21 protein-coding genes are annotated in these 24,537 nt (G+C 59.1%); 6 read left to right on the plus strand and 15 right to left on the minus strand.

Features of this window, described 5'->3' with window-relative positions; all coding sequences use genetic code 11:
• Window positions 1–63: 63 nt before the first annotated feature.
• From N2599_RS15590 to N2599_RS15630, 9 genes are all read right to left on the minus strand, one after another.
• Entirely contained in the window at window positions 64–1,788 is a 1,725-nt protein-coding gene (locus N2599_RS15590) for an ABC transporter substrate-binding protein (RefSeq protein WP_027507882.1), read from the minus strand.
• A 79-nt stretch (window positions 1,789–1,867) separates the two neighbouring features.
• Window positions 1,868–2,149, minus strand: coding sequence for a DUF2160 domain-containing protein (locus tag N2599_RS15595; protein WP_027507881.1), 282 nt, complete (start codon window positions 2,147–2,149; stop codon window positions 1,868–1,870).
• A 12-nt stretch (window positions 2,150–2,161) separates the two neighbouring features.
• Window positions 2,162–2,989: a carbohydrate ABC transporter permease gene (locus N2599_RS15600; RefSeq protein WP_037140833.1), complete on the minus strand. Its 828-nt coding sequence runs from the start codon at window positions 2,987–2,989 to the stop codon at window positions 2,162–2,164.
• 14 nt (window positions 2,990–3,003) lie between these two features.
• Complete coding sequence (locus N2599_RS15605; protein WP_027507879.1) at window positions 3,004–3,870, minus strand: carbohydrate ABC transporter permease; 867 nt, start codon at window positions 3,868–3,870, stop codon at window positions 3,004–3,006.
• Between the two features lie 2 nt (window positions 3,871–3,872).
• Window positions 3,873–4,943: an ABC transporter ATP-binding protein gene (locus N2599_RS15610; RefSeq protein ID WP_027507878.1), complete on the minus strand. Its 1,071-nt coding sequence runs from the start codon at window positions 4,941–4,943 to the stop codon at window positions 3,873–3,875.
• A gap of 9 nt (window positions 4,944–4,952) precedes the next feature.
• Window positions 4,953–6,032 (minus strand): ABC transporter ATP-binding protein, encoded by a 1,080-nt coding sequence (locus N2599_RS15615; protein ID WP_027507877.1) that lies wholly within the window; start codon window positions 6,030–6,032, stop codon window positions 4,953–4,955.
• Between the two features lie 42 nt (window positions 6,033–6,074).
• Window positions 6,075–7,592: a glycerol-3-phosphate dehydrogenase gene (gene glpD, locus N2599_RS15620; RefSeq protein WP_027507876.1), complete on the minus strand. Its 1,518-nt coding sequence runs from the start codon at window positions 7,590–7,592 to the stop codon at window positions 6,075–6,077.
• Window positions 7,593–7,779: 187 nt separating this feature from the next.
• A complete protein-coding gene (locus N2599_RS15625) occupies window positions 7,780–8,694 on the minus strand; it encodes a proline iminopeptidase-family hydrolase (protein WP_027507875.1) in 915 nt (304 codons plus the stop codon).
• Window positions 8,695–8,754: 60 nt separating this feature from the next.
• Window positions 8,755–9,531: a LuxR family transcriptional regulator gene (locus N2599_RS15630; RefSeq protein ID WP_027507874.1), complete on the minus strand. Its 777-nt coding sequence runs from the start codon at window positions 9,529–9,531 to the stop codon at window positions 8,755–8,757.
• 128 nt (window positions 9,532–9,659) lie between these two features.
• Here N2599_RS15630 and N2599_RS15635 point away from each other — a divergent pair, with 128 nt between their 5' ends.
• From N2599_RS15635 to N2599_RS15655, 5 genes are read left to right on the plus strand one after another with little or no spacing between them, the layout of a single operon-like run.
• Complete coding sequence (locus N2599_RS15635) at window positions 9,660–10,550, plus strand: proline iminopeptidase-family hydrolase (protein ID WP_027507873.1); 891 nt, start codon at window positions 9,660–9,662, stop codon at window positions 10,548–10,550.
• Between the two features lie 51 nt (window positions 10,551–10,601).
• Entirely contained in the window at window positions 10,602–11,540 is a 939-nt protein-coding gene (locus tag N2599_RS15640) for an ABC transporter permease (protein ID WP_027507872.1), read from the plus strand.
• Window positions 11,537–12,388, plus strand: coding sequence for an ABC transporter permease (locus tag N2599_RS15645; RefSeq protein ID WP_027507871.1), 852 nt, complete (start codon window positions 11,537–11,539; stop codon window positions 12,386–12,388). The genes N2599_RS15640 and N2599_RS15645 overlap by 4 nt, the downstream gene beginning before the upstream one ends.
• Window positions 12,385–14,085, plus strand: coding sequence for a dipeptide ABC transporter ATP-binding protein (locus N2599_RS15650; RefSeq protein WP_027507870.1), 1,701 nt, complete (start codon window positions 12,385–12,387; stop codon window positions 14,083–14,085). The genes N2599_RS15645 and N2599_RS15650 overlap by 4 nt, the downstream gene beginning before the upstream one ends.
• A gap of 19 nt (window positions 14,086–14,104) precedes the next feature.
• Window positions 14,105–15,619 (plus strand): ABC transporter substrate-binding protein, encoded by a 1,515-nt coding sequence (locus N2599_RS15655; protein WP_027507869.1) that lies wholly within the window; start codon window positions 14,105–14,107, stop codon window positions 15,617–15,619.
• 103 nt (window positions 15,620–15,722) lie between these two features.
• Here the strand turns inward: N2599_RS15655 and N2599_RS15660 are convergent, their stop codons facing one another.
• The 5 genes from N2599_RS15660 to N2599_RS15680 form a co-directional block, all read right to left on the minus strand.
• On the minus strand, window positions 15,723–17,726 hold the full coding sequence (locus N2599_RS15660) for an aldo/keto reductase (protein ID WP_027507868.1): 2,004 nt from the start codon (window positions 17,724–17,726) through the stop codon (window positions 15,723–15,725).
• A gap of 42 nt (window positions 17,727–17,768) precedes the next feature.
• Window positions 17,769–18,854, minus strand: coding sequence for an ABC transporter ATP-binding protein (locus N2599_RS15665; protein ID WP_027507867.1), 1,086 nt, complete (start codon window positions 18,852–18,854; stop codon window positions 17,769–17,771).
• Between the two features lie 13 nt (window positions 18,855–18,867).
• Window positions 18,868–19,710, minus strand: a complete 843-nt coding sequence (locus N2599_RS15670) for a carbohydrate ABC transporter permease (RefSeq protein ID WP_027507866.1) — start codon at window positions 19,708–19,710, stop codon at window positions 18,868–18,870.
• A complete protein-coding gene (locus tag N2599_RS15675; protein ID WP_027507865.1) occupies window positions 19,707–20,567 on the minus strand; it encodes a carbohydrate ABC transporter permease in 861 nt (286 codons plus the stop codon). The genes N2599_RS15670 and N2599_RS15675 overlap by 4 nt, the downstream gene beginning before the upstream one ends.
• Before the next feature lie 76 nt (window positions 20,568–20,643).
• On the minus strand, window positions 20,644–21,918 hold the full coding sequence (locus N2599_RS15680; protein ID WP_027507864.1) for an ABC transporter substrate-binding protein: 1,275 nt from the start codon (window positions 21,916–21,918) through the stop codon (window positions 20,644–20,646).
• Window positions 21,919–22,004: 86 nt separating this feature from the next.
• Here N2599_RS15680 and N2599_RS15685 point away from each other — a divergent pair, with 86 nt between their 5' ends.
• A complete protein-coding gene (locus tag N2599_RS15685; protein ID WP_027507863.1) occupies window positions 22,005–22,916 on the plus strand; it encodes a helix-turn-helix domain-containing protein in 912 nt (303 codons plus the stop codon).
• Between the two features lie 448 nt (window positions 22,917–23,364).
• On the opposite strand, the gene N2599_RS15690 is transcribed toward N2599_RS15685, so the two are convergent.
• Window positions 23,365–24,468 carry a LacI family DNA-binding transcriptional regulator gene (locus tag N2599_RS15690; RefSeq protein WP_027507862.1) on the minus strand — a complete coding sequence of 368 codons (1,104 nt, stop codon included), beginning with the start codon at window positions 24,466–24,468 and terminating at the stop codon, window positions 23,365–23,367.
• Window positions 24,469–24,537: the final 69 nt, after the last annotated feature.

Raw genomic sequence — 24,537 nt, forward strand, 5'->3', positions numbered from 1 at the left:
CCGCAATAGCACTTGCGGAGCGGGCCGGAAGCCTCGTTCTTCCGGCCCGCTCCCCGATGACGATCAGTTCGACTGCCAGCTCTTGACCAGTTCGTCGTAATTGACCGTTACCGGCTTCTCTTTCTCGTTCTCGACCTTCAATTGCGGAGCGAGGTTGCCCTTGGCGACGGCATCCTTGTTCCAGTATTCGAGATCCTGCTCTTCGGCGAGCTTCGGGCCGATATCGCCCTGGACGCCGGCGCGTTCCAGGCGCTGCAGTACCTTTTCCTGCTCGGCGCAAAGCGAGTCCATGGCTTCCTGCGCGGTCTTAGCGCCCGACGACGCATCGCCGATCGCCTGCCACCAAAGCTGTGCCAGCTTCGGATAGTCCGGCACGTTCGTACCGGTCGGCGACCACTGCACGCGGGCCGGCGAGCGATAGAACTCGATCAGACCGCCGAGCTCAGGCGCGCGCTTCGTGAAGCTGTCGTGCCGGATGGAGCTTTCGCGGATGAGCGTCAGACCCACATGGCTCTTCTTCACGTCGACGGTCTTCGACGTCACGAACTGCGCGTAAAGCCATGCTGCTTTCGCACGGTCTTCCGGAGTCGACTTCATGAGCGTCCAGGAACCGACGTCCTGATAGCCGAGCTTCATGCCGTTCTTCCAGTAGACGCCGTGCGGCGACGGAGCCATACGCCACTTTGGCGTGCCGTCCTCGTTGACAACCGGCAGGCCTTTCTTGACGGCATCCGCCGTAAACGCCGTGTACCAGAAGATCTGCTGCGCGATATTGCCCTGGGCCGGAACCGGGCCGGACTCCGAGAAGGTCATGCCCTGTGCTTCCGGCGGCGCGTAGGCCTTCAGCCAATCGAGATACTTGGAAATCGAGTAGACCGCAGCCGGGCCGTTGGTGTCGCCGCCGCGGGCAACGCAGGAACCGACAGGACGCGAATTCTCGTCGACCTTGATGCCCCATTCGTCGACCGGCAAGCCGTTCGGAATGCCCTTGTCGCCATTGCCGGCCATGGAGAGCCATGCGTCCGTGAACCGCCATCCGAGCGACGGGTCTTTCTTGCCGTAGTCCATGTGGCCGAAGACCTTCTTGCCGTCGATTTCACGGCCGGTGAAGAATTCGGCGATGTCCTCGTAAGCCGACCAGTTGACGGGCACGCCGAGATCGTAGCCGTACTTCGCCTTGAAGTCGGCCTTGTTCTTCTCGTCGTTGAACCAGTCGTAGCGGAACCAGTAAAGGTTCGCGAACTGCTGGTCGGGAAGCTGGTAGAGCTTCTTGTCCGGCGCGGTCGTGAACGAGGTGCCGATGAAGTCGGCGATGTCGAGGCCAGGATTGGTAACGTCCTTGCCTTCGTTTGCCATCCAGTCCGTCAGGTTACGCACCTGCTGATAGCGCCAATGGGTGCCGATCAGGTCGGAGTCGTTGACGTAGGCGTCATAGATGTTTTCGCCCGACTGCATCTGCGTCTGCAGTTTTTCAACGACGTCGCCTTCGCCGATGAGATCGTGGGCGATCTTGATGCCGGTGATAGCGGTAAAGGCCGGTGCCAGTACCTTCGATTCATATTCGTGCGTGGTGATCGTTTCGGAGACGACCTTGATGTCCATGCCGGCGAAAGGCTTTGCCGCATCAACGAACCACTGCATTTCCTTTTCCTGGTCCGCGCGGGGAAGCGTCGATAAATCGCCGACTTCCTTGTCCAGAAAGGCCTTTGCTTCATCCATGCCGGCATAGGCGGAGCCCGCCATGGCCAGCAAGATGCCTGCTGTTGTCGCTAGTAAATGCCGTCGCATAATATCCTCCCAGGGTTTGCGATTGCAGTCTTCACGTCTCAGGCGGCCAGTACCCCCAGCCATCTGTATTACCCTGCCGTCACACGTAGCGGAACACGCCTATGGCGTAGACTACGGCGAGGGCAAGTGCCCACCACAGGTTGGGCCCGACAAGGCCCAGCCATGCGAGATGAATGAATGCTGCACCGAGCAGCGAAATGAAGAGCCGGTCCCCGCGTGTCGTTTCGAAACGCAGCACGCCGACCCGCGGCGAGCCTCCCGGCGCAAAATACTCCCATACACTCATGCCAATCAGCAGCACGAGGATCGTCAGGAAGAATAGTGCCGTGGGTAGCGTCCACGCCATCCAGGAAAAATTCATGCCGATCTCCCCTCAAACGCGTCCAAGAGCAAAGCCCTTGGCGATGTAGTTCCTGACAAAATAAATGACGAGCGCGCCCGGCACGATCGTCAGCACACCGGCAGCAGCCAGCACGCCCCAATCCATGCCGGCCGCTGAAACCGTGCGCGTCATGATCGCCGAGATCGGCTTTGCGGCCGTAGTCGTCAGCGTGCGGGCAAGCAGCAATTCGACCCACGAAAACATGAAGCAGAAGAAGGCTGCGACACCGATCCCGCTTGCGATCAGCGGCATGAAGATCTTCACGAAGAAGCGCGGGAACGAGTAGCCGTCGATATAGGCCGTCTCGTCGATTTCCTTTGGCACGCCCGACATGAAGCCTTCCAGGATCCAGACCGCCAGCGGCACGTTGAAGAGGCAATGCGCTAGAGCAACGGCGACATGCGTGTCGATGAGGCCGAACGCCGAATAGAGCTGGAAGAAAGGGAGCGCGAAGACGGCGGGTGGCGCCATCCTGTTCGTCAGCAGCCAGAAGAACAGATGCTTGTCGCCGAGAAAACGGTAGCGGGAGAAGGCGTAGGCCGCCGGCAGCGCCGCAAGCACCGAGATCACCGTGTTCATCGCGACGTAGATGATGGAATTGATATACCCATTATACCAGGAAGGATCGGTAAAGATCACCCGGTAGTTCCTGAGCGTCGGATTCTGCGGCCAGAGCGAGAAGACGCCGGTGATTTCGGCATTCTCCTTGAAGCTCATATTGATAAGCCAATAGATCGGCAGCAGGAGAAAGATGATGTAGATCGTCGAGACAACCCAGGAGAAGTTGCCGGCTGGCTTGTATTTCATCGTCGTTTCCATGGCCCTCCCCTTTCTCAAGAATTCGCGTCGCTGCTGGTCATGACCGTGTAGAAAATCCACGAGAGCAGCAGGATGATCAGGAAATAGACGATCGACATCGCGGCTGCGGGCCCGAGATCGAACTGGCCGACCGCCATCTTCACGAGATCGATGGAAAGGAATGTCGTGGAATTGCCCGGTCCGCCGCCGGTGACGACGAAGGGTTCGGTATAGATCATGAAGCTGTCCATGAAGCGCAGCAGCACCGCGATCAGCAGCACGCGCTTCATCTTCGGCAGCTGGATATAACGGAAGACGGACCAGCGCGACGCGCCGTCTATCTTCGCAGCCTGGTAATAGGCCTCCGGGATCGAAACGAGACCGGCATAGCAGAGCAGCACGACGAGGCTGGTCCAGTGCCAGACGTCCATAACGATGATCGTGATCCACGCATCGATAGGGTCGCGGACATAGTTGTAGTCGAGCCCCATCGCCTCCAGAGTGTGGCCGAGCAGCCCGATATCGACACGTCCAAAGACCTGCCAGATCGTGCCGACCACGTTCCATGGGATGAGGAGGGGAAGCGACATCAGCACCAGGCAGACTGGAACGCCGAGGCCCTTCTTGGGCATGTTGAGCGCGATGAAGATGCCGAGCGGAATTTCAAGCGCCAGGATGATGAAGGAGAACAGCAGGTTTCGCTGCAGAGCCTCCCAGAAGCGGTCGGAATGCAGGATGTCATCGAACCAGTCGGTGCCGGCCCAAAAGAACTCGTTGTTGCCGAACGTGTCTTGAACGGAATAGTTCACGACCGTCATCAGCGGAATGGCCGCCGAAAACGCAACGAGCAGCAATACCGGCAGGACGAGAAACCAAGCTTTGTTGTTCCAGGTCTTTTCCATGATCAGCCCTCCCTGCCGACACGCCACGAACCGGCGTAGATGCTGATCGCATCCGGATCGAAGCTGACGCGCGCATCCGCTGGAATTTCAACATCTTCCGGCACGACGATCGCAATCGGCTGATCCGCAAACCGCGCTCGAACGATCTTTTGCCTGCCGATATCCTCGACCTTCGAAATCGAAACGGGCATCCCCTCGCGGCCGAGACGGATGAATTCGGGGCGGATGCCAAGTTCGATCTTGACCGCACCATCCGTTTTCGGTGCATAGCCGAGATTGATCGTCTCGCTGCCGACTTTCACGAGATTGCCTGAAACCTCTGCCGGCATCACGTTCATGCCCGGCGAACCGATGAAATAGCCGACAAAGGTGTGGCTCGGGCGTTCGAAAAGTTCGGCCGGCGTGCCGATCTGCACGATTTCTCCCTCATACATGACGACAACCTTTTCGGCGAAGGTCAGCGCCTCCGTCTGGTCATGCGTCACATAGACCATCGTGAAACCGAACTGCTTGTGCAGCCGCTTCAATTGCGACCGCAGCATCCATTTCATGTGCGGATCGATGACGGTCAGTGGTTCGTCGAAGAGAATTGCATTGACGTCGTTTCGCACCAGACCGCGGCCAAGCGAAATTTTCTGTTTCTGATCGGCCGTAAGCCGCTGCGCCTTGCGTTTGGCCCAGTCCGCAAGATCGATCATGTCAAGAATTTCGCGAACGCGCCGATCGACTTCGGCCTCGGCAACGCCGCGGTTGCGGAGCGGAAAGGCGAGATTGTCGTAGACCGTCATGGTGTCGTAGATGACGGGGAACTGGAAGACCTGCGCGATGTTGCGGGCTTGCGTCGATAACGTCGTTACGTCCTGGCCGCCGAACAGGATGCGCCCGTGCGAAGGTTGAAGCAGGCCGGAGATGATGTTGAGAAGCGTCGTCTTTCCGCATCCTGATGGTCCAAGAAGCGCATAGGCGCCGCCGTCGGTCCACTCATGATCGACTTCCTTCAACGCATAGTCCTTGTCCGTCTTCGGATTGGGTCCGTAGGCGTGGCGGATATGGTCGAGCGTGATTCGTGCCATTCTATCCCCCTATGCCGCCAGCTGCGTGGCGGCGATGGCGCGGCCGTCCTCGCCGAACGCCATCAAATGACGCGTGTCCAGGAACACGTCGATCTCCGTGTCAGGCTCGATATCGTGAATGCCGTGCGCCAGCATGACCCAACGCACGCCGCTGTAATCCACATGGATAAAGCTCTCTGAACCGGTAATTTCGGAAATCTGCGTCCTGGCGCGAAGCTTAGGCGCATCCTTGGTCTGCGGCGTTAAGGCAAGATGGTGCGGATGAAACGCGATCGTGACCGGGCCGTCCGCAATCGCCGCAAGATGTGCCGGCACCGGAATGCCGATCTGGTCATCGTGTTGGAGGCTCGCGCCTGTTTTCGAAACCGTGATGAAATTCAGCGGCGGATCGGCAAAGATCTTGGCCGTCACCAGATCGGCGGGGCGTCGATAGATGGAAATCGTCGAACCGAATTGCGTCACGCGTCCCTGATTGAGAGTCGCGGTATTGCCGCCAAGCAGCAAGGCCTCCGAGGGTTCCGTCGTCGCATAGACGAAAATCGCACCCGATTCGGAAAATATCCTCGGCAGTTCCTGGCGCAGTTCTTCGCGCAGCTTGTAATCGAGATTGGCAAGCGGCTCATCGAGCAGCACCAGACCTGCATTCTTGACAAGGGCGCGCGCAAGCGCCGTTCGCTGCTGCTGCCCGCCCGACAGATTGAGCGGAGTGCGCTCGAGATAGGGTGTCAGTTTCAGGAGGTCGGCAGCCTTGCGTACTTCCGCGTCGATCGTTTTCGCGTCCCGGCCAGCGATCCTGAGCGGCGAGGCGATATTCTCATAGACCGTCAATGCGGGGTAATTGATGAATTGCTGGTAGACCATCGCGACTTTGCGCTTCTGCACCGGCACGCCGGTCACATCGGCACCGTCGAAATGGATGGAGCCGCTGGTTGGACGGTCAAGTCCAGCCATGAGACGCATCAGCGATGTCTTGCCGGAGAGCGTCGGTCCAAGCAGGACGTTCAGCGTACCCCTTTCAAGTGTCAGATCGGTCGGGTGAATATGGTATTCGCCACCCACCATCTTGGCGGCATTCCGCAGTTCAAGCATTCCGGTTCCCGTGCCTCCTCACGACGGGGACGACATGCCGCTTCATCCCGCAAGGTTCGCAGGGATCACGGCCATGTACTCCTCCAATTTCTGTACCTCATCCGCTGATAGATATAGCCCCTTCTTCGTCCTGCGCCACAGGATGTCTTGAGCCGTGACGGCCCATTCGGTACGGACGAGATAGCGGACCTCGGCCTCGTAGAGATCGGAACCGAAACAGCGGCCGAGATCAGCGATGGATTTCGCCTGTCCGAGCAGCTCGGTGGCCCGGGTGCCGTAGCGGCGGGTAAGCCGGCGGGCATGGACCTCTGCCAGGAACGGATAGTTGGCCCGCAGCCTGTTCACCTCCGCCGCATAGCCTTCGACCGGAAAATCGCCGCCCGGCAGATGACTCTTTGCCGTCCAGGGGCGCCCCTTGGCGCCGATCGTCTCGCCGATCTTCTCCAGCGCGTGCTCCGACAGCCGCCGGTAAGTGGTCAGCTTGCCGCCGAAGACATTGAGCAGCGGTGCCTCGTCCGCTCCACCCTCGAGCTTCAGCACATAGTCGCGCGTAGCCTCCTGCGCCTTCGAGGCGCCGTCGTCATAGAGCGGACGAACTGCTGAATAGCTCCAGACGATGTCTTCCGGATGCACTGGCGCCTGGAAATACTCGCTGGCGGCGGCGCAGAGATAGCCGGTCTCCTCGTCAGAGATCCGCACATCCTGCGGATCGCCGGTGTAGTCGCGGTCGGTGGTGCCGATCAGCGTGAAGTCATCCTCATAGGGAATGGCGAAGATGATGCGGTTGTCGGGGTTCTGAAAGAAATAGGCGCGAGGGCCTTCGAACTTCTTCCTGACGACAATGTGGCTGCCCTGCACCAGTCGCACATGCCGGGCCTCGGTTTCGCCCAGGGCTGCACGCAGCACCTGATCGACCCAGGGACCGGCAGCATTGACCAGCATGCGGGCCTGATGCCGGTTGGTCTCGCCGGTCTGCATGTCGCAGGTGTCGATTTCCCATAGGCCGTTCTTACGGCGCACCGCCTCCACCTTGGTGCGCGGCAAAATCAGCGCCCCACGGTCGGCCGCGTCGCGGGCGTTGAGCACCACCAGGCGGGCATCGTCGACCCAGCCATCGGAATATTCGAAGGCCTTGGCAAACACCGGCTTCAGCGGCCGGCCCGCTGGATCGCGGCGCAGGTTCAGCACGGCGGTCGGCGGCAAAAGCTTGCGGCCGCCGAGATGGTCATAGAAGAACAGCCCAAGCCGGATCAGCCAGGCCGGCCGGATACCGCCCTTGTGATAGGGCAGCACGAAGCGCAGCGGCCAGATGATGTGCGGCGCCATGGCCCACAAGATCTCGCGCTCCATCAGCGATTCGCGCACCAGCCGGAACTCGTAGTGCTCGAGATAGCGTAGGCCCCCATGGATCAGCTTCGTCGCCCCGGATGACGTCCCGGAGGCAAAGTCGCCCATCTCCGCCAGCGCCACCGAATAGCCGCGCCCAACAGCATCCCGGCAAATGCCGCAGCCGTTGATCCCACCGCCTATCACGAAGAGGTCGTGATATGTTTGGCCCACTTTAACCCCTCCCCGTGTGCCGGATTCGATTTGCGTCGAGCGCGCAATTCGAAAGTGATTGAAGTTAAAACGAAAACTATTCGCGTGTCAAACGAATGCTTCTCATACTAATGGAGGGCAGCTCGGCGCACCTGAGCTCGGCGATCAATAGAGGCTATTGGACTGCCTGACGCTTGGCCTCAACCGCTCAATTGTGCCGTGAGAGGAAGCGGGATATCGTGGAAAGGCAAAGCTCTTTTTCCTCGACATGCGGCATATGGCTGGAATTTTCGAAGAGCACCCATTCGCAACCGCGAACGCGCTCCAAATACGGCCTGACCACCTCTGGCGTCGCTTCGTCGTATTTCCCGGAAATCACCAACGTGGGAGCGTGGATCTGATCGAGGCGATCTTCGATCGTCCAATCTTTCATCGTACCGATAACGTGAAACTCCGTCGGACCGTTCATGTTGCGATAGACCGTGCTATCCTCGTCCATGATTGCGAAAGTACGAGCCACTTCGGGTGGCCAGGGCACCACGCGGCAGACATGGCGGTCGTAGAAGACCCGCGAGGCGGCAATATAGTCCGGGTCGGTAAGTGTGCCGGCCAGCTCGTGTTGCAGCAGCGTATCCTGAACCTCCTTAGGCAGCTCTTTGCGCAGCCGATTGGCTTCCGCGACCCAGGTATGCATGTTGGCCGGCGAATTGGCGATGATGAGCGCCTTAAGACCCTTTGGCCGGCGCACGGCATGTTCGGCACCCAGCATGCCGCCCCAGGACTGGCCGAGAAAGGCATACCGCTCGTGAATGCCCAAGTGCCCCAGCAGCGCGTCGAGTTCCTCGAGGAAAAGAGCGACTGTCCAGAAATCCGGACCTTTCTCCGGCAGACGTGTCGAATTGCCGTTTCCAAGCTGGTCGTAATGGATGACCGGACGGCCATCGAGCTCGGATATATCTTTGAAGGAATCGACGTAATCATGCGTGCATCCTGGTCCGCCATGGGCCACGATCAAAGGCAGCTTGCCACTATCGAACGATCCTGTAACCCGAAACCAGGTGCTATACTCCCGAAAGGGCAAATAGGCTTCCTTCGACATCACAGCAGCCACGACATTCTCCATCTGTTGCTAGGGGCGATGGAAACATAACGTGGCGTTCGGGCCTGCGGCAGCTATCACAAGTTATAGGATGGCTGGTTTTTCAAGCATACGGTAATGCGTGGCACGCACCACCGCTTGCGTACGGTTTTTAGCACCAAGCTTCTTGGCGGCGGCATTGAGATGCATGACGACCGTCGGAACCGAACGCTCGATAATGCGGGAAATCTCCTTGGCCGAATAGCCTTCCGCGGAATAGCGCAGGCATTCGCGCTCGCGCTCGGTCAGCCGGATCTTGCCGACGCTGCGTGCCTCTGCATCGAAGAGCCCGTAAGCGGCTTCATGGAAAACGTGGGCGAGAAGATTGAAATCCGCGATATAGCGCAGAGCATCCATCTCGAAATCCCGTTTGGCCCCGAAACGTATGCCTGTCACTGTCGCGTAGTCGCCATGCGGCATATGAACGGGAACAGTGACGCCTGTCGACATGTCCCGCTCGCCGAGATAGCGCGCGACCGGTTCCGTATCCCTGCTCATGAAGCGTCTGATGAGCGTGTCGGCGTCCGCATCATAGTTCCAGAAGAAGGGAGCCGATGTGCGCAGCGCTACCTGCTGAACCGGATCGATGCGAAAGTAACCGCGATTGCACCAGTATTCGTGCATGTCCTCTGAAATATTGCGCAGTTTCAGAAGCGACGGAATCATGATCTCGCCGTCAAGATCGAAGGCGACCGGCGTATAGTCATAGATCAGCGCTTCGTAGCCCAGGTGTTTCATTGCTTCGAACACTTGATCGATCCGGCCATCCAAAGTCGAATGAGCGGTGAACTGCCGTCTGATCGTTCCAATTTCGTCGAGCATAACGAACCCCGCGGCGCAACGTTTGGGGCGACCTATCACTTCTTATAGCTAGCCTGGTTCGCCTCTTCTGGTAAAAATTTAGCCACGCCCAAATGTTGAGCAAGTAAAATCTTTGCTGGAGAGCCATAATGTGGCGAGAGATAGAGCCAGACGACCGCTTTGAAGTGGAAGTCGACGGCTATCGCGTGGTCGCCTATAGTCACGGCAACGGCAGTGAGACCGTCTTCTGCCTGAACGGCGGCCCCGGTCTTCCCTGTGACTATCTGCGTGAGGCGCATTCCTGCCTCATCGATCAAGGCTATCGCGTCGTCACGTTCGACCAGCTCGGCACCGGCTTCTCTGATCGGCCGGAGGATGCCTCGCTTTGGACGATCGGCCGATATGTCGAGGAAACCGAGACCGTGCGGAAAGCACTCGGCCTTGGCAAGGTCCACATGCTTGGTCATTCCTGGGGCGGCTGGCTGGCTATCGACTATGCCCTCACCTACCCTGAAAATCTTCGAACACTCATTCTCGAGGATACCGTTGCCGACATGCCGCACCTCGTCTCCGAGCTGGCGCGGCTGAGAGCCGCACTCGGTCCCGAAACCGTCGCGATGATGCAGAAGCATGAGGCGCAGGGAATCTACGCTCATCCCGAATATCTGGCCGCTGTAACGATCCTGAACTATCGGCACGTCTGCCGCCTGCCGGAATGGCCGGTGCCGGTGCGCCGGTCGCTCGACGACTGGAATATGGGACCCTACACCACGATACAGGGACCGAATGAATTTCTCTATATCGGCAATCTGAAGGACTGGAACCGCATTCCCGACCTCCATCGCATTAAAGTCCCGGTGCTGATCACAACCGGCGAACATGACGAACTGACACCCGCGTGCGCGCTGCGTATGAAGCTTGCGCTGCCCGACGCCGAACTCAAGGTATTTGCCAACGCAAGCCATATGCCCTTCTATGAGAATCCCGGAGACTACTATCCCGCACTTCTCGGTTTCCTCTCGCGTCATAGGGCGGACTGATGCGGGAAGACGCGATCAAAACCGGACGAAGGCAGGAGGGCGATCGCTGCCATGCATCGCTATAAGTTCGTTCTGACAAGACCGCTGCAATTCCTGCCGGTCATTTTCGGCATCAGCGTCATCACCTTCATTCTGGTGCGACTTATTCCAGGAGATCCCGCGCGTGTCATCCTGGGCGCCCGCGCCACGCCCACGGCCCTCGCGAACGTCCGCGCACAATACGGGCTGGATCAGCCTCTCTGGCTGCAATATTTCTATTTTCTCAAAAATCTCGCAAATGGTGAGATGGGCAGGTCCATCCTCTACAAGATAGACGTTCTCCAACTCATCCTAACGCGCATCGAACCAACGACGGCGCTCGTGATCTCCAGCGTGATTCTGTCGGTTGCAATCGCCATTCCCGTGGCCGCGATCGCCTCTCGCAACAGCGGCCGGGCGCCGGATCATGCCGTTCGCATTATCTCGACTTTCGGCATCGGCTTTCCCCCTTTCTGGCTGGGGCTAATGCTGATCATTCTTTTCAGCGTCCAACTTGGCGTTTTCCCAGTTTCCGGCTATGGCAGTAGCATCGGCGATAAACTGGCGCATCTCGTCCTGCCAAGCCTCACCATTGCGCTTTCCCTCTCCACAGTACTGACGCGTAGCCTGCGTGCTGCGATGGTCGAAGCCCTGAAGTCGGATGTCGCGACGGCGGCGCGGGCGCGCGGAATGCCGGAAAGCATCGTCTTTTGGCGCCACGTTGTGCCGAACTCCTTGGTTCCGACAATCAACCTGCTGGCGGTCAATGTCGGCTGGCTGATCGGTGGAACGGTCGTTTTGGAAAGCATCTTCGCACTGCCCGGCATGGGACAGTTACTAGTGCGCGCCATCTTCTCCCGCGACTATATGGTCGTCCAGGGTGTCGCCATGGTTTTCGCGTGCGCCACCGTACTCGTCAACTTCATCGCCGACATCGTGACGGTTGCCGCCGATCCGAGGGTGAAGCTATGAGCGTCCAGGCGATCGAGCCCTCCCCCTTCAGCTGGCGCCGGTTTTTCGGCAAGCGGCTCGCGCTCGCGATCGGCGGCGGCATATTGCTGTTCTTCCTTCTGCTCGCGATCGGCGCGCCTCTCATTGCGCCCTATGATCCTATCCTCCAGAATGCCGATGTTCGTCTCCAATCACCTTGTCTTCTCCATCCGTTTGGCACGGACAATTTCGGTCGGGACATTCTTTCGCGCGTCATCTGGGGCACACGGATCGACCTGCAGATCGCGGTGATCGGCGTCCTCTTTCCGTTCCTGATCGGGACCGCCGTCGGCACGATCGCGGGCTTCTTCGGCGGGGCGGTCGATGCGCTGTTCATGCGGCTCGTTGACATCATCCTCGCATTTCCCTTCCTAGTGCTGATGCTCTCGATCATCGCCATTCTTGGGCCGGGCTTGGGGAGCTTTTACATCGCCATGGCCTTGGTCGGCTGGGTCTCCTATGCGCGGCTGATCAGGGCTCAAATGCTGACGCTTAAGAACGCCGACTACGCCATCGCTGCCGTCAGCCTCGGCTTCAGCCGCTTCCGCATCATGTTCCGCCATCTGCTGCCGAATGCGGTCGCCGGGTCGATTGTCTTTTCGATGTCGGATGCGACGCTTGTGCTCTTGAGCGGCGCGGCCGTCAGCTATCTCGGCCTTGGTGTACAGCCTCCGCTTGCCGAGTGGGGCGTCATGGTCGCGGAAGGCCAGAGCTTCATCACGACGGCCTGGTGGATCACGCTCTTCCCCGGCCTTTCCATCGTCTGCCTTGCTTTCGGTTTCAGCATGCTTGGCGACGGGCTCGCCGAATTGCTTGGGGTCCACGAATGAGCGCCCCCGTCCTTTCCGTCCGCGACCTGACCATCAGGGGCCATCTCGACACCGGTACACGCACCCTAATAGACGCCGTGTCGCTTGATCTCGGCAAGGACGAAATCCTCGGTCTCGTCGGCGAAAGCGGTTCGGGTAAAAGCCTTTTCTGCCGTTCGCTAGTGCGGCTGCTGCCGTCGTCGCTTCTCAGGATCGAAGGCGGGTCTGTTCTCCTCGAAGGCCGCGATCTGACGAAGGTCAGCGACGCCGAGATGCTGGCCGTTCGCGGCAGCGAAATTGGGATGATCTTTCAGAACCCGACAAGCCATCTCGATCCGGTCATGCGGATAGGCGACCAGATCGCTGAAGGCATCCGCTATCATCATGGATTGAATGCGCGAGGCGCGCGCGCTGCCGCGACGGAAATTCTGAGCCAAGTCGGCTTTCCTGACCCGGCTCGGCAATATGATAGCTATCCGCATGAATTTTCAGGCGGCATGCGCCAGCGTGCGATGATCGGTGTCGCGCTTTCATGTAATCCGAAAATCCTGATCGCCGACGAGCCGACTACGGCGCTGGATGTAACGATCCAGGCTCAAATCCTGAAACTGCTGATGGAAATACGCGACAAGCGTGGCCTCTCCATCATTCTCATTACCCACGATCTCGGCATCGTCGCCCAGACTTGTGACCGGATTGCCGTGCTTCGCGGCGGCAAGCTGCTCGAGGAGGGGCCGAAACGTGCGATCCTTTCCAAGCCTCAGCATCCCTACACGACCAATCTGATCAATAGCCACCCGTCCATGCCCGACTCCGCTCCTGTCGAGGTGATTAAGGCGAGTGGCGTCACCAAACCTCTTCTCGAAGTCGACGACCTGAATGTATGCTTCAAAGTCGGCGGCAGCCTTTTCAAGGGAAGCGGCAAGAGCGTGAGTGCCGTCTCGGGTGTCAGCCTGCGAGTGATGCCCGGCGAAACTGTCGGCATCGTCGGAGAGTCCGGCAGCGGCAAGAGTACGCTCGCACGGGCAGTTCTGGGACTCGCACCGATCTCCTCCGGACATGTGACGTTTGACGGCATCGACATCGCACAGCAGAAGGCCTCCGGCCTTGCCAAACTGCGCCACGAGACAGCGATGGTTTTCCAGGATCCCTATAACGCGCTCAATCCTCGACTGACGATTGGCAGCATGCTTGGCGAAGTGTTGAAGGTGCACGGCAAGATCGCGGCAGCGGACATTCCGGCACGGATCGGCGAATTGCTCGATCTCGTCGGACTGGAGCGCGAATTCGCCAATCGCAAGCCGCGCAGTATGAGCGGCGGCCAGTGCCAGCGCGCGGGAATCGCGCGGGCGCTCGCAGTCGACCCGAAGCTCATCATCGCCGACGAGTGCGTGGTGGCTCTCGACGTCACCATCCAGGCACAGATCATCGATCTTTTCCGCGAACTCAAGGAAAAGATGAAGTTGACGCTGATCTTTATCGCTCACGACCTCGCCATCGTGCGCAATCTCTGCGAGCGCGTCGTCGTCATGTATCAGGGGGAGATCGTGGAAGAAGGATCCTCCGAGGAGGTCTTCGCGCGGCCGAAGCATGCCTATACCGCAGCCCTGATTGCCGCCATTCCCGATATCGATCCGGACAAGCCGTTGCTGCGGGCCGGAATGCGCCACGACGAGCCGCAGTCCACACCGCTTCAGCCAGCCAAATGCATGCCATAACAACGAAGGGAACAAACGCATGACAAACAAATGGAAGATAGTCGGGCTAGCAGCCATCGTGGCTGGCCTCACGCTAAGTGCAAGCTATGCCGACGCAGCCGGGGTTCTAACCATCGGGCGTCGCGAAGACTCGACGACTTTTGATCCGATCAAGACGGCGCAGAACATCGACAACTGGGTCTTCTCGAATGTCTATGACGTGCTGATACGTGTCGACAAGACGGGAACCAAGCTGGAGCCTGGCCTTGCCGAAAGCTGGACCGTTTCCGACGACGGCCTCACCTATACGTTTAAGATCCGCGATGCCAAATTCTCCGATGGTTCACCGCTGACGGCCGGGGATGCCGCCTATAGCCTGCTGCGCATTCGCGATGATGAGACATCGCTCTGGAGCGACTCCTACAAGGTCGTCGACACGGCTGTCGCAACCGACGACCGCACGCTGACCGTCAAGCTCAAGAACCTTTCCGTACCATTTCTTTCGACGTTGGCACTTCCGAACGCCTCGGTGATCTCGAAGAAAGGCATGGAAGAAATAGGCTCCGATGCTTACGGTGAAAAGCCAATCGCATCGGGTGCCTTCGTGGTTGACGAGTGGCGCCGCGGCGACCGTATCATCCTGAAGAAAAACCCCTATTTCTGGCAGGCGGATCGAGTGAAGCTCGATGGCGTCGAATGGATCTCCGTGCCGGACGACAACACGCGCATGCTGAATGTCCAGGCCGGCCAGCTCGACGCCGCGATCTTCGTGCCCTTCTCCCGTGTCGAAGAACTCAAGAAGGACCCGAACCTTACCGTCACTATCGATGCCTCGACCCGCGAGGACCATCTGCTGATCAATCATGCGCACGGCGCACTCGCCAAGAAGGAAGTCCGCCAGGCACTCGATATGGCGATCGACAAGAAGGCGATCGTCGACGCCGTGACCTTCGGCCAGGGAACCCTCGCCAATTCTTATGTCCCGAAGGGCGCCCTCTATTATTACGCAGACAACATGCAGCGCTCTTATGATCCGGAAAAGGCCAAGGAGATGCTGGCGGCAGCCGGCGCATCAGGCTTAACGCTGAACTATCTGATCCGCGCGGGCGACGAAGTTGACGAACAGACCGCCGTTCTGGTCCAGCAGCAGCTTCAGAAGGCCGGTATTATCGCCAACCTGCAGAAAGTCGATCCAAGCCAGGAATGGGATATGACGGTCGCCGGCGATTACGACATCTCGGTCAACTACTGGACGAACGACATTCTCGATCCGGACCAGAAGACGACCTTCGTGCTCGGGCACGACTCCAACAACAACTACTTGACCAACTACAAGAACGAAAAGGTGAAGGAACTGGTAGCCGCGGCCCGTCTGGAGATCGATCCAAAGAAGCGCGAGCAGATGTATGTCGATCTTCAAAAGATGGCGAAGGATGACGTCAACTGGATCGACCTTTACTACAGCCCGTACATCAACGTCTCCCGCAAGCACATTGAGAACTTCTACCAGAATCCGCTTGGCCGTTTCTTCCTGGAAGATACGGTTAAAAACTGATCGATTGCTGCAATTTAAAACGCCGCCACTCCACTGGATGGCGGCGCCCAATTCGTCGGGAAGTCGCGGCGCAGAGATTACCTCCCCGCGCTTTTCTCGTTCGTCAGCCCTCCAGCCACTTCACCTGCTCGGGCGTAAGCTTGATGTCGAGTGCTGAAAGGCTGTCTTCCAGCTCGGCGATTGTGCGCGGGCCGATCAGCGGAATGACAGGGAACGGCTGGGCGATGACATAGGCTAGAGCGATATGGATCGGGTTGCGCCCGAGCTCCTTCCCGAGTTCAATCGCGCGGTCACGGCGCCCGAAGTTGCGCTCGGAATACCAGCAGCGGACGATTTCCTCGTCATCATGCTTGTCGCGTCCCGCCCGGTCGGTAAAGAAGCCGCGGCCCTGGCTCGACCACGCGAAGTTCGGAATCTGCTTGTCGTTCAGCCACTTCTTCCAATCATCGTCCGAAGCTGCGACGCATCCGGCCCAGATCGGATCGAGCATTTCAGCGAGCGAGAAGTTGTTGGAAAGAGCAGCAGGCGCTTCCTTGCCGTTCTTTGCCGCATAGGCCATCGCCTCGTCCATGCGCTCGCGCGTCCAGTTCGAGCCGCCGAAAATCCCGCGGATGCGGCCGCGGTTGACTTCCGCATCCATGGCATCGACGAACTCGCCAACCGGCACGCCGGTATTGTCGCGATGCATGAAGTAAATATCGACGTAGTCCGTCTTCAGCCTGTCGAGCGACTGATCGAGTTGCGTGGCGATCATGTCCGGATAGCAGAGCGGCGAATGCACACCCTTGCCGATCAGGACGATCTCCTCGCGCGGAATGTTGCGGCTCGTGTGCCAATCGCCGAAGATGCTCTCCGTCTTGCCGCCACCGTAGACATAAGCCGTGTCGAAGATGTTGCCGCCCGCCTCGTAGAAGGCATCGAGCGTCAGCGAGGCGGCTGCAAAACTCGGGAAGAACTCGAATCCGAGCGTCACGACGGAGGCGGGCTTGGAGATGCCTGGTATCTGACGCTGCGGAACGCTGTCGCCTCGCCGGACTGTCCCACCCGCAATATTCGCGGTGCGTTTTGATGCTTTTTCGACCCCGTATTCAAGGCCGACCGCGGCACGCCATTGGTCGAGAACGCGGAGGTTGCCGATGGAATCGGTCCAGCTCATGCCCGGCGAAGTGAATTCCTTCTCGCCGGCGCGGATTGCATCTCCGGCCGCGTCGACTTCAAAGGAATAGAGCCAGCGGTCTTCCTTCACCTCGACCGCTTGTTGTTCATTGCCCTTGAATATCTCGATCTTGCCGATGCCGCCCTTGTGACCTGAGGCAAACCAGAAATCCTTGACCTCGATACGGCCTTCGGAGCCGATGATACGCAGTGTATTGTCCTGCTGCGCCATGATCGAGCAGGAGACTTCGGCGATGATGCCGTTCGGAAATTTCAGAACGGCGGAGGCCCATTCGTCGATGCCCGACTGGCCGAGGTGCGCCACGCCGGAAACCTTCTGCGGCTCGAGGAAAGGCTTGTCTTCAACCGCTCCGGCGATCAGCCGCGCCATCGAAACCGGATAGCCGCCGACATCCAGAATGCCGCCGCCCGCCTTGTCATTGGCGAAGAGCCGATGCTCTGGCTTGAAGCTGCCCATGTTGAAGCCGAAACTTGAGCGGATGATCCGCACCGTGCCGATCACGCCGCTTTTCACCAATTCGACGATCTTCGCCGTCTGGGGATGCAGGCGGTACATGAAGCCCTCGCCGGCAAAGACGCCGGCCTTCTTCGCTTCATAGTAGATCGCATCCGCATCGAAGGCCGAAAGCGCGATCGGCTTTTCCACCAACACGTGCTTGCCAGCGCGGATTGCCTTGATCGCCCATTCGGCATGGCCGGTGTGCGGCGTGGCGATATAGACGGCATCGATCTCCGGATCGGTCAGCAGCGCATCATAGCCTTTGACGATGCGGGCACCGGGAAAGCCGTCGCCGAGGCCCGGTTTTTCCGGATTGCGGCTCGCGATAGCCACCAATTTGCCGGTCCGCGAATGCGCGATGCCGTCTGCGAAGGTGCGGGCGATGGTGCCGGGACCGATGATGCCCCAGCGGATCGGTTGCTCTGAACTCATGGCTATTCCTCTTTCGTATCTTCGTCTTGGGAGCGGATTTCGTCAGCGCAAGCGATTGCCTGCGCTGTCGAACAGGAAGGTGCGTTTTGCGGAAACTGCGACGGTAAGCGTGTCGCGATCGGCGGCAGAGCGGGATTCCGGACGTTCGATGATGAGCGGCTGGCCGCCCGCAGCGGTCGCATAGACATAGCTGGTATTGCCGAGGTGCTCGGCAACGTCGACCGCGACGGTCAGGTCGGCATCGCCGCTGCCCTGGTCGGCAAAATGCTCGGGCCGCACGCCGAGGGTAACCTGCGCGCCCTTTTCGGTTACCGCCGAAACCGGCAGCGTCAGTCGGACATTCCTGTCCCCGGTCACGGCAACGGTTGCGTTCGAGGCGTCTCTTTCAACAACTTCCGCCGCCAGAAAATTCATCTTCGGCGAACCGACGAAACCGGCAACGAACTGGTTAGCAGGATCGTCGTAGAGGTCGAGCGGCGCACCGATCTGCTCGATCTTGCCCGCACGCAGCACGACGATCTTGTCAGCAAGCGTCATCGCCTCCGTCTGGTCGTGGGTCACATAGATCATCGTCGTGCCGAGCTGCTTGTGCAGCCGCGAGATTTCCACCCTCATCTGCACGCGCAGTTCTGCGTCAAGGTTCGACAGCGGTTCGTCGAAGAGGAAGACCTCCGGCTCGCGAACAATAGCGCGCCCGATCGCAACACGCTGGCGCTGGCCGCCGGAGAGTTGCTTCGGACGGCGTTCCATCAATTCCTTGATCTGCAGGATCTCGGCGGCGTGGCGCACCCGTTTCTCGGTATCCGCCTTCGGGTTGCCATTCATACGCAGGCCGAAAGAGAGGTTATCCGCGACCGTCATATGCGGGTAGAGCGCATAGGACTGGAAGACCATGGCAATGCCGCGATCGGCAGGTTCGACATTGTTGACGACCCTACCACCGATCGTGATCTCACCAGCTGAGATATCTTCAAGACCGGCGATCATCCGCAGCAGCGTTGATTTCCCGCAGCCTGAAGGGCCGACGAAGACGACGAACTCGCCGTCCTTCACGTCGAGATTGGCGCCGTGGATCACGTCGAAGACACCAAAGCGTTTGACAACATTCCTGAGTGAAAGCTCTGCCATTCGGCCTCCCCTGTTATTTGATTGCGCCGGCCGCGATGCCGGCGATGAAATGACGCTGCAACAGGACGAAAACGACGAGGATCGGTGCGGTCAGCAGCATCGCGCCCGCCATGATGCCGCCCCAGGAAACCTTGGTGAGGCCGATCAGCGTTCCGAGCGCCACCGGCGCTGTCATCATGCCAGGCCGGGAGTTGATGAGCAGCGGCCAGAGATAATTGTTCCACGAGTGGAGGAAGAGAATGATCGACAGCGCCGCCATCGTCGGCCGGGCAAGCGGCAAGGCGATGCGCAGGAATATCTGCCATTCCTTGACGCCTTCGACGCGGGCGGCGTCGAAAAGCTCGTTCGGCATCATCGAGAAGGACTGGCGCATGAAGAGCACGCCCAGCGAATTGAAGAGAGGCGGGACGATGAGTGCCACCCAGGTGTTCGCCAGCTTGAATTCGCGCGCCACCATGATGAATTGCGGGATCACGACAACGGCGAAAGGCAAGGTGATCGTGCCAAGAATGATGGCTGTGACCACGGAGCGGCCGATGAACCTATAGCGCGCAAGCGCCCAGCCGGCCATCGATGTCAGCATCACCGACAGGATGGTATAGATGATCGCGACGGTGATCGAGATGAACATCGCCCTCAGAAAATTTGTATCGGCCTGCAGGTTCCTGAAATTCTCGACAAAGTTTGTCGACGGCCACAGCACGATGTCCGGGCTGAAGATGCCGTTGTCGGGCATGGTCGAGAAGACGAACATCATCCAGAGCGGAAAGAGCCAGATGATGGCAAGCGGCGTCAGAGCGGCATGCAGCGCGATCTTGCGTATCAAGAGAGATTGCGACTTGGACCTCGACCTCATTTCGGCTCCCTCCCGACCCACAGATTAAACAGCGAAATTGCAATCGCCAGCGCGGCTATCGTGTAGGCGATCGCCGATGCGTATCCGAAATTCAGTGATGTGAAGCCCTGCCGGTAAAGAAGCAGGCCGAGCGTTTCCGTGCCGCCGCCTGGGCCACCGCGATTGGTGATGAGGAACGGTTCGGTGAAAAGCTGCATCGTGCCGATCACCGACAGCACCACGCAAAAGAGGATGATCGGCTTCAGGAGCGGCAGAGTGATGTGGAAGAACTGCTGTACCTTGCTGACGCGATCGAGCGTCGCGGCCTCGTAGACATCGTCAGGGATCGACTGCAGGCCGGCCAAAATGATGATCGCGTTGTAGCCCGCCCAGCGCCAGGTGACTGCGATAATGACGAGGGCCATTGCCGCATTCGCATTGTCAAACCAGGAAACGGGAGCAATGCCGACCGAACCGATCAGCTTGTTGACGATACCGAAATCGATGCTGAACATCAGCCGGAAGACGGCGGCATAGGCGACCTCGCCGACGACGACGGGCGCAAAGAAGGCGAAGCGGAAAAGAGGCCGCGCTTTCAGCAGCGGTGAATTCAAAAGCACCGCCATGACGGTTGCAAGCGCAATCATCACCGGCACCTGGATGACCAGGATGATCAGCGTATTGTAGAGCGCATTATAGAAAGCCGGATCGCCGAAGAGGCGTCCCCAATTGGCCTGAAAGCTGTATTTCCAGGGATTGATGCGGGTGTTCTGGAACGAGATCAGGAACGAATTGATAATCGGCCAAAGCCAGAAGGTGGCGAAGACCAGAAGATAGGGCGCAAGGAACAGATAGGCGCTCCGGGTCCTGAATGGCATTTATATCCTCCTCACAAGCGAAACGAGCCACCTTGAAGGTGAACGCCGGGCGCGCATCAGGCGCCCGGCCGGTTGCTCATTCTGCGATCGGAAGGCCAGTCGCCGAGGCGATCTGGTTGGCCGCGTCGTCAAGCGCCGCTTTGGCGTCCGGATAGCCGCCGGCGAAATATTTCGTCTGCGCCGCCTTGTAGATCGCATCCGCATCGCTCTGGAACGCCGTCCCGCGGCTCGGTACGATCTTCGGCAGCGTCGAAAGGATGTCCGCCCAGACCTTCTGCCCGCCCCAGTAAGGCAGCGGCTCGTTGACGAAAGGATCCTGTACGGCCGACAACAGCGAAGGGACGAGGCCGAAGGACTTCAACATCGTGACCTGGCCTTCATTGGTAGCCAGCGCATAGTTCAGATAGGCCCAGGCCGCTTCCTTGTTTTCGGAATTGGCGTTGATGGCCAGCGACGAACCGCCGAGATTGGCGGCATGCGGGCCGTCAGCCGTGAGGCTAGGCATCATGTAGACGCCCCATTTGCCGGAAAGATCCGGCGAGCCGGAGCGTATCGTGCCTTCGTACCAGCCGCCATACATCTGGCTTGCGACCTTGCCTGCGGTATTGGCCTGGATTTTCTGGTCCCAGATGGCGGCCGTCAGCGTTCCGGCGTCCTTCATCTGCTTGACCTTTTCGAGGGTTGCGACGCAGGCCGGCTTGTTGATGGTGATCGTTTGGCCGTCGGTAGCGAAATAGCCGCAGCCCTGCTCGTTGGCGATCATCCGGAACCATTCGCTGTCGCCGTTGAAATCGGCCTGCGCCATGACGACGCCGGGATTGGCTTCGGAAATCTTCTTGCCGGCCGCGATAAAATCGTCCCAGTTCTTGATCGTCGCCGGATCGACGCCGGCCTTTTCATAGAAGTCGCGGCGATAGAAAACGGCAACCGGACCGGAATCCCACGGCATCGCATAGGCGACGTCATCCACCTCCAACTCGGTGCGCTTGAAGTCCGGAAATTTCGCCTGGATTTCCGGCGTATAGCCGAGTTCGTTCAGATTGGCGAAGCAGTCCGGGAAGCGGTTCCAGAAGATTTCCGCCTCGAAATTCTCGATCGTCACGATGTCCGGCAGACCGTCGCCGCCGGCGGCGCAACCGGCAAGTGTCTTATCGAAGACTTGGCTGTTCCCAAGGTCTTCCACCGTGACCTTGATATCTGGATATTGCTTGTTGAAGCCTTCGAGCGTGGATTTCAGCGCCGATGCTGCGACGTTCCAGCTCCAGATGGTGAGATTGCCCGACTGCGCGAATGCGGAACCGGAAGCCAGCAGCGCGACCGTAGCGGTCGCACCGATAAGTTTGAAGCGCATTGAAAATCCTCCCTTTTCAATTGCCGTCCTTTAGCGAACGTGGCTAAGTTATATGCAAGGGAGCCCCTGTCTCCTAAAAAGGGAATATGAATTTGGCGGAAAGTAAGGTTGCCAGCAGAGCCATCTATCAGCCGGGTGCGAGCAGTATCGAGGGCCTGCCGACAACGCTGCAGATGTTCCACGCCCATCCGCCGGTCATGGTCATGCCGCACTGGCACGCGCAGGTGGAAGTGAACTACATCATGCGCGGAATCGTGCATTACCGCATGAACGACCACGAAATGACGCTCAGGGCCGGCGACATGTGCCTCTTCTGGGGCGGCCAGCCGCATCAGATGGATGAATCCTCCGACGATTCGCTCTATGCGGGAGCCCATCTGCCGCTTGTCTATTTCTTCCGTCTTCGCCTGCCTGCCGAAATTTCCAGCAGGCTGATGAAGGGCTCGACGCTGCTGACGTCCGCCACCGACGCCGCAGACAAAGAGAACTTCTCCCGCTGGTCCCGCTACGCCAACTCCGGCAATCCAGCAAAAGCGCAACATGCCGTCGACGAGTTGCTGCTCCGCATCGAGCGCATCGCATTCGAACCCTATTCGATGACGGCTGTCGGCTACGGTGGAACGGAGGCCGAACAGCCCCATGCGCAATCGTCGCGCAGCATAGTCAGGATGTGCGATTTCATCGCCGCCAATTTCATGGAGGACATCGACACCGTCGATATCGCCCGTGCTGCGGATCTGCATCCGAAATACGCAATGAACGTCTTCAAGAAATCGACCGGGATGACGCTCAGCAAATACCTCAATCTGCTGCGCCTTTCACGCGCCCAGGCGTTGCTGATGGCCGACGACGCGAATGTGCTTCAGGTGGCGATGGACAGCGGTTTCGGCTCCATCAGCGCCTTCAACAAATCCTTCCGCCACATCGCAGGCATGTCACCGTCGGACTTCCGAAGAGACATCCGCCTGGCAACGTGCGGCAACACAGTGGCAAACTAAGCGTCCGGTGTCGTCCACCACATTGCCATTTCCGGGATCGTATTCCCACTCAACAAAAGGCCCGCTGATTACCGAGCGTTGATGCCGTCCTGTGAAGGATTCGCAGTTCTAACCAACAGCAAGGTTATACCGACGCGCGCTAATCAAAACCGGCGCGCCCAATCCAGCAGTTGCGCCGGGCCGTTGCGGCTGGCGCGGGGATGCCAGCGCATGCCCCGCCTTTCCTGCTTCAGAGGCCTTCGCCGGTACGGCATTTGGCTCGTCAGCTTCATGCACATGATCTGGGATATATCGATCTGGAGCAGATGACTTGCAAACGGTCGACAACCCGTTCGGCACGAGGTTGTCACCCATGTGTTAGGTACGATCTGTTACCTCTGTCTCCGGGGCGGACATTGTGTATCTGTTGCGGGGGCTTGAAACCACGGAGGCTTGCCAATATTCGCCGTCAGTGAGGAAAGCTCTCTCGATCCTGGCTATCCATAGAAATCTGGTGAATTGAAACAGGCCGGCGCCGAGCGGTGGACGCGCGTTCAACGAGATGGCAGGCAAGTTCCACGCGACGCGGCGGCATGGGCAGGCTGGAGAGGTTGTCGCGTAGCAGATCGAGCGCCACCGAGCCGATCTCGCGCATTGGGATATGCATAGTCGTCAGCGGCGGATTGAGGAAGGCCGCCTGCGGAAGATCGTCCATACCCATCACTGAAACGTCGCCCGGCACAGTAAACCCGGACTGCTGGACACCCATCATCGCCCCGACGGCGAGGCTGTCGCCGGCGGCCAGTATGGCGGTGAAATCGAGCCCTCGGGCAGCGATGCGCGCCGCGACCGCTTGGGCTGCAAGCTCCGGAAGCCAGTCTTCGACAGGCACCATGAGACCCTCGTCGAAGGGTAGTCCGCGATGCAGCAGGGCGTCCTTCCAGCCTTCGTAGCGCCTTTCGATGGTGCGCCGGCCGGGCCGCATCAGGAACAGGATACGCTCGTGGCCGAGATCGATCAGGTGATCGGCGGCGAGCCGTGCGCTTGAGCGGTTGCAGGGCGTGACGCTGGAAAGCCGCATGAACGGATCGTCGCTATTGAGAAGGACCACAGGCTTGTGAAAGCCGCGCGTGGCGGCAAGCATGCCCTCGTCATCGACAGTGAGAAACAGCAGGCCGGCAACCTGCGGATCATCCAGCGCCTCCTTCAGAACGGCGAGTTCCTCGTGTCTGCCTGCGATTGGCCGCGTGATGATTTCGAGCCCGAGCGCCTGCGCCCGATCCTTCAAGCCTTCTAGGACATAAAGCGTGAACTGGTTGCGCACATAGTCGATCATGGCAGCGCTCGATGCGGCGAGAATGACTTTCTGCCCCGCAACCGCGGTTGGAATGACGTAATTGGCAATTTTTGCGACTTCGAGCACCTGCTGGCGGATTTCCGGCCGGACGCCTTTTTCGCCCGCAAGCGCACGCGAGGCGGTGCTCAGCGAAACACCGCAGGCTTCGGCAATGTCTTCCAGACGCACACGCTTGCTCTTCTTTCCGCGTTTGCCCGGCAATGGTTTCACAGTCATCCTCGTCTCCTTGCCGCAATCATGAGAAAAATTTTCAGGTTGCGCAAGAAAAAATCCCGTGGCTTTATT

The organism is Rhizobium sullae (assembly GCF_025200715.1).
GTDB lineage: Bacteria > Pseudomonadota > Alphaproteobacteria > Rhizobiales > Rhizobiaceae > Rhizobium > Rhizobium sullae.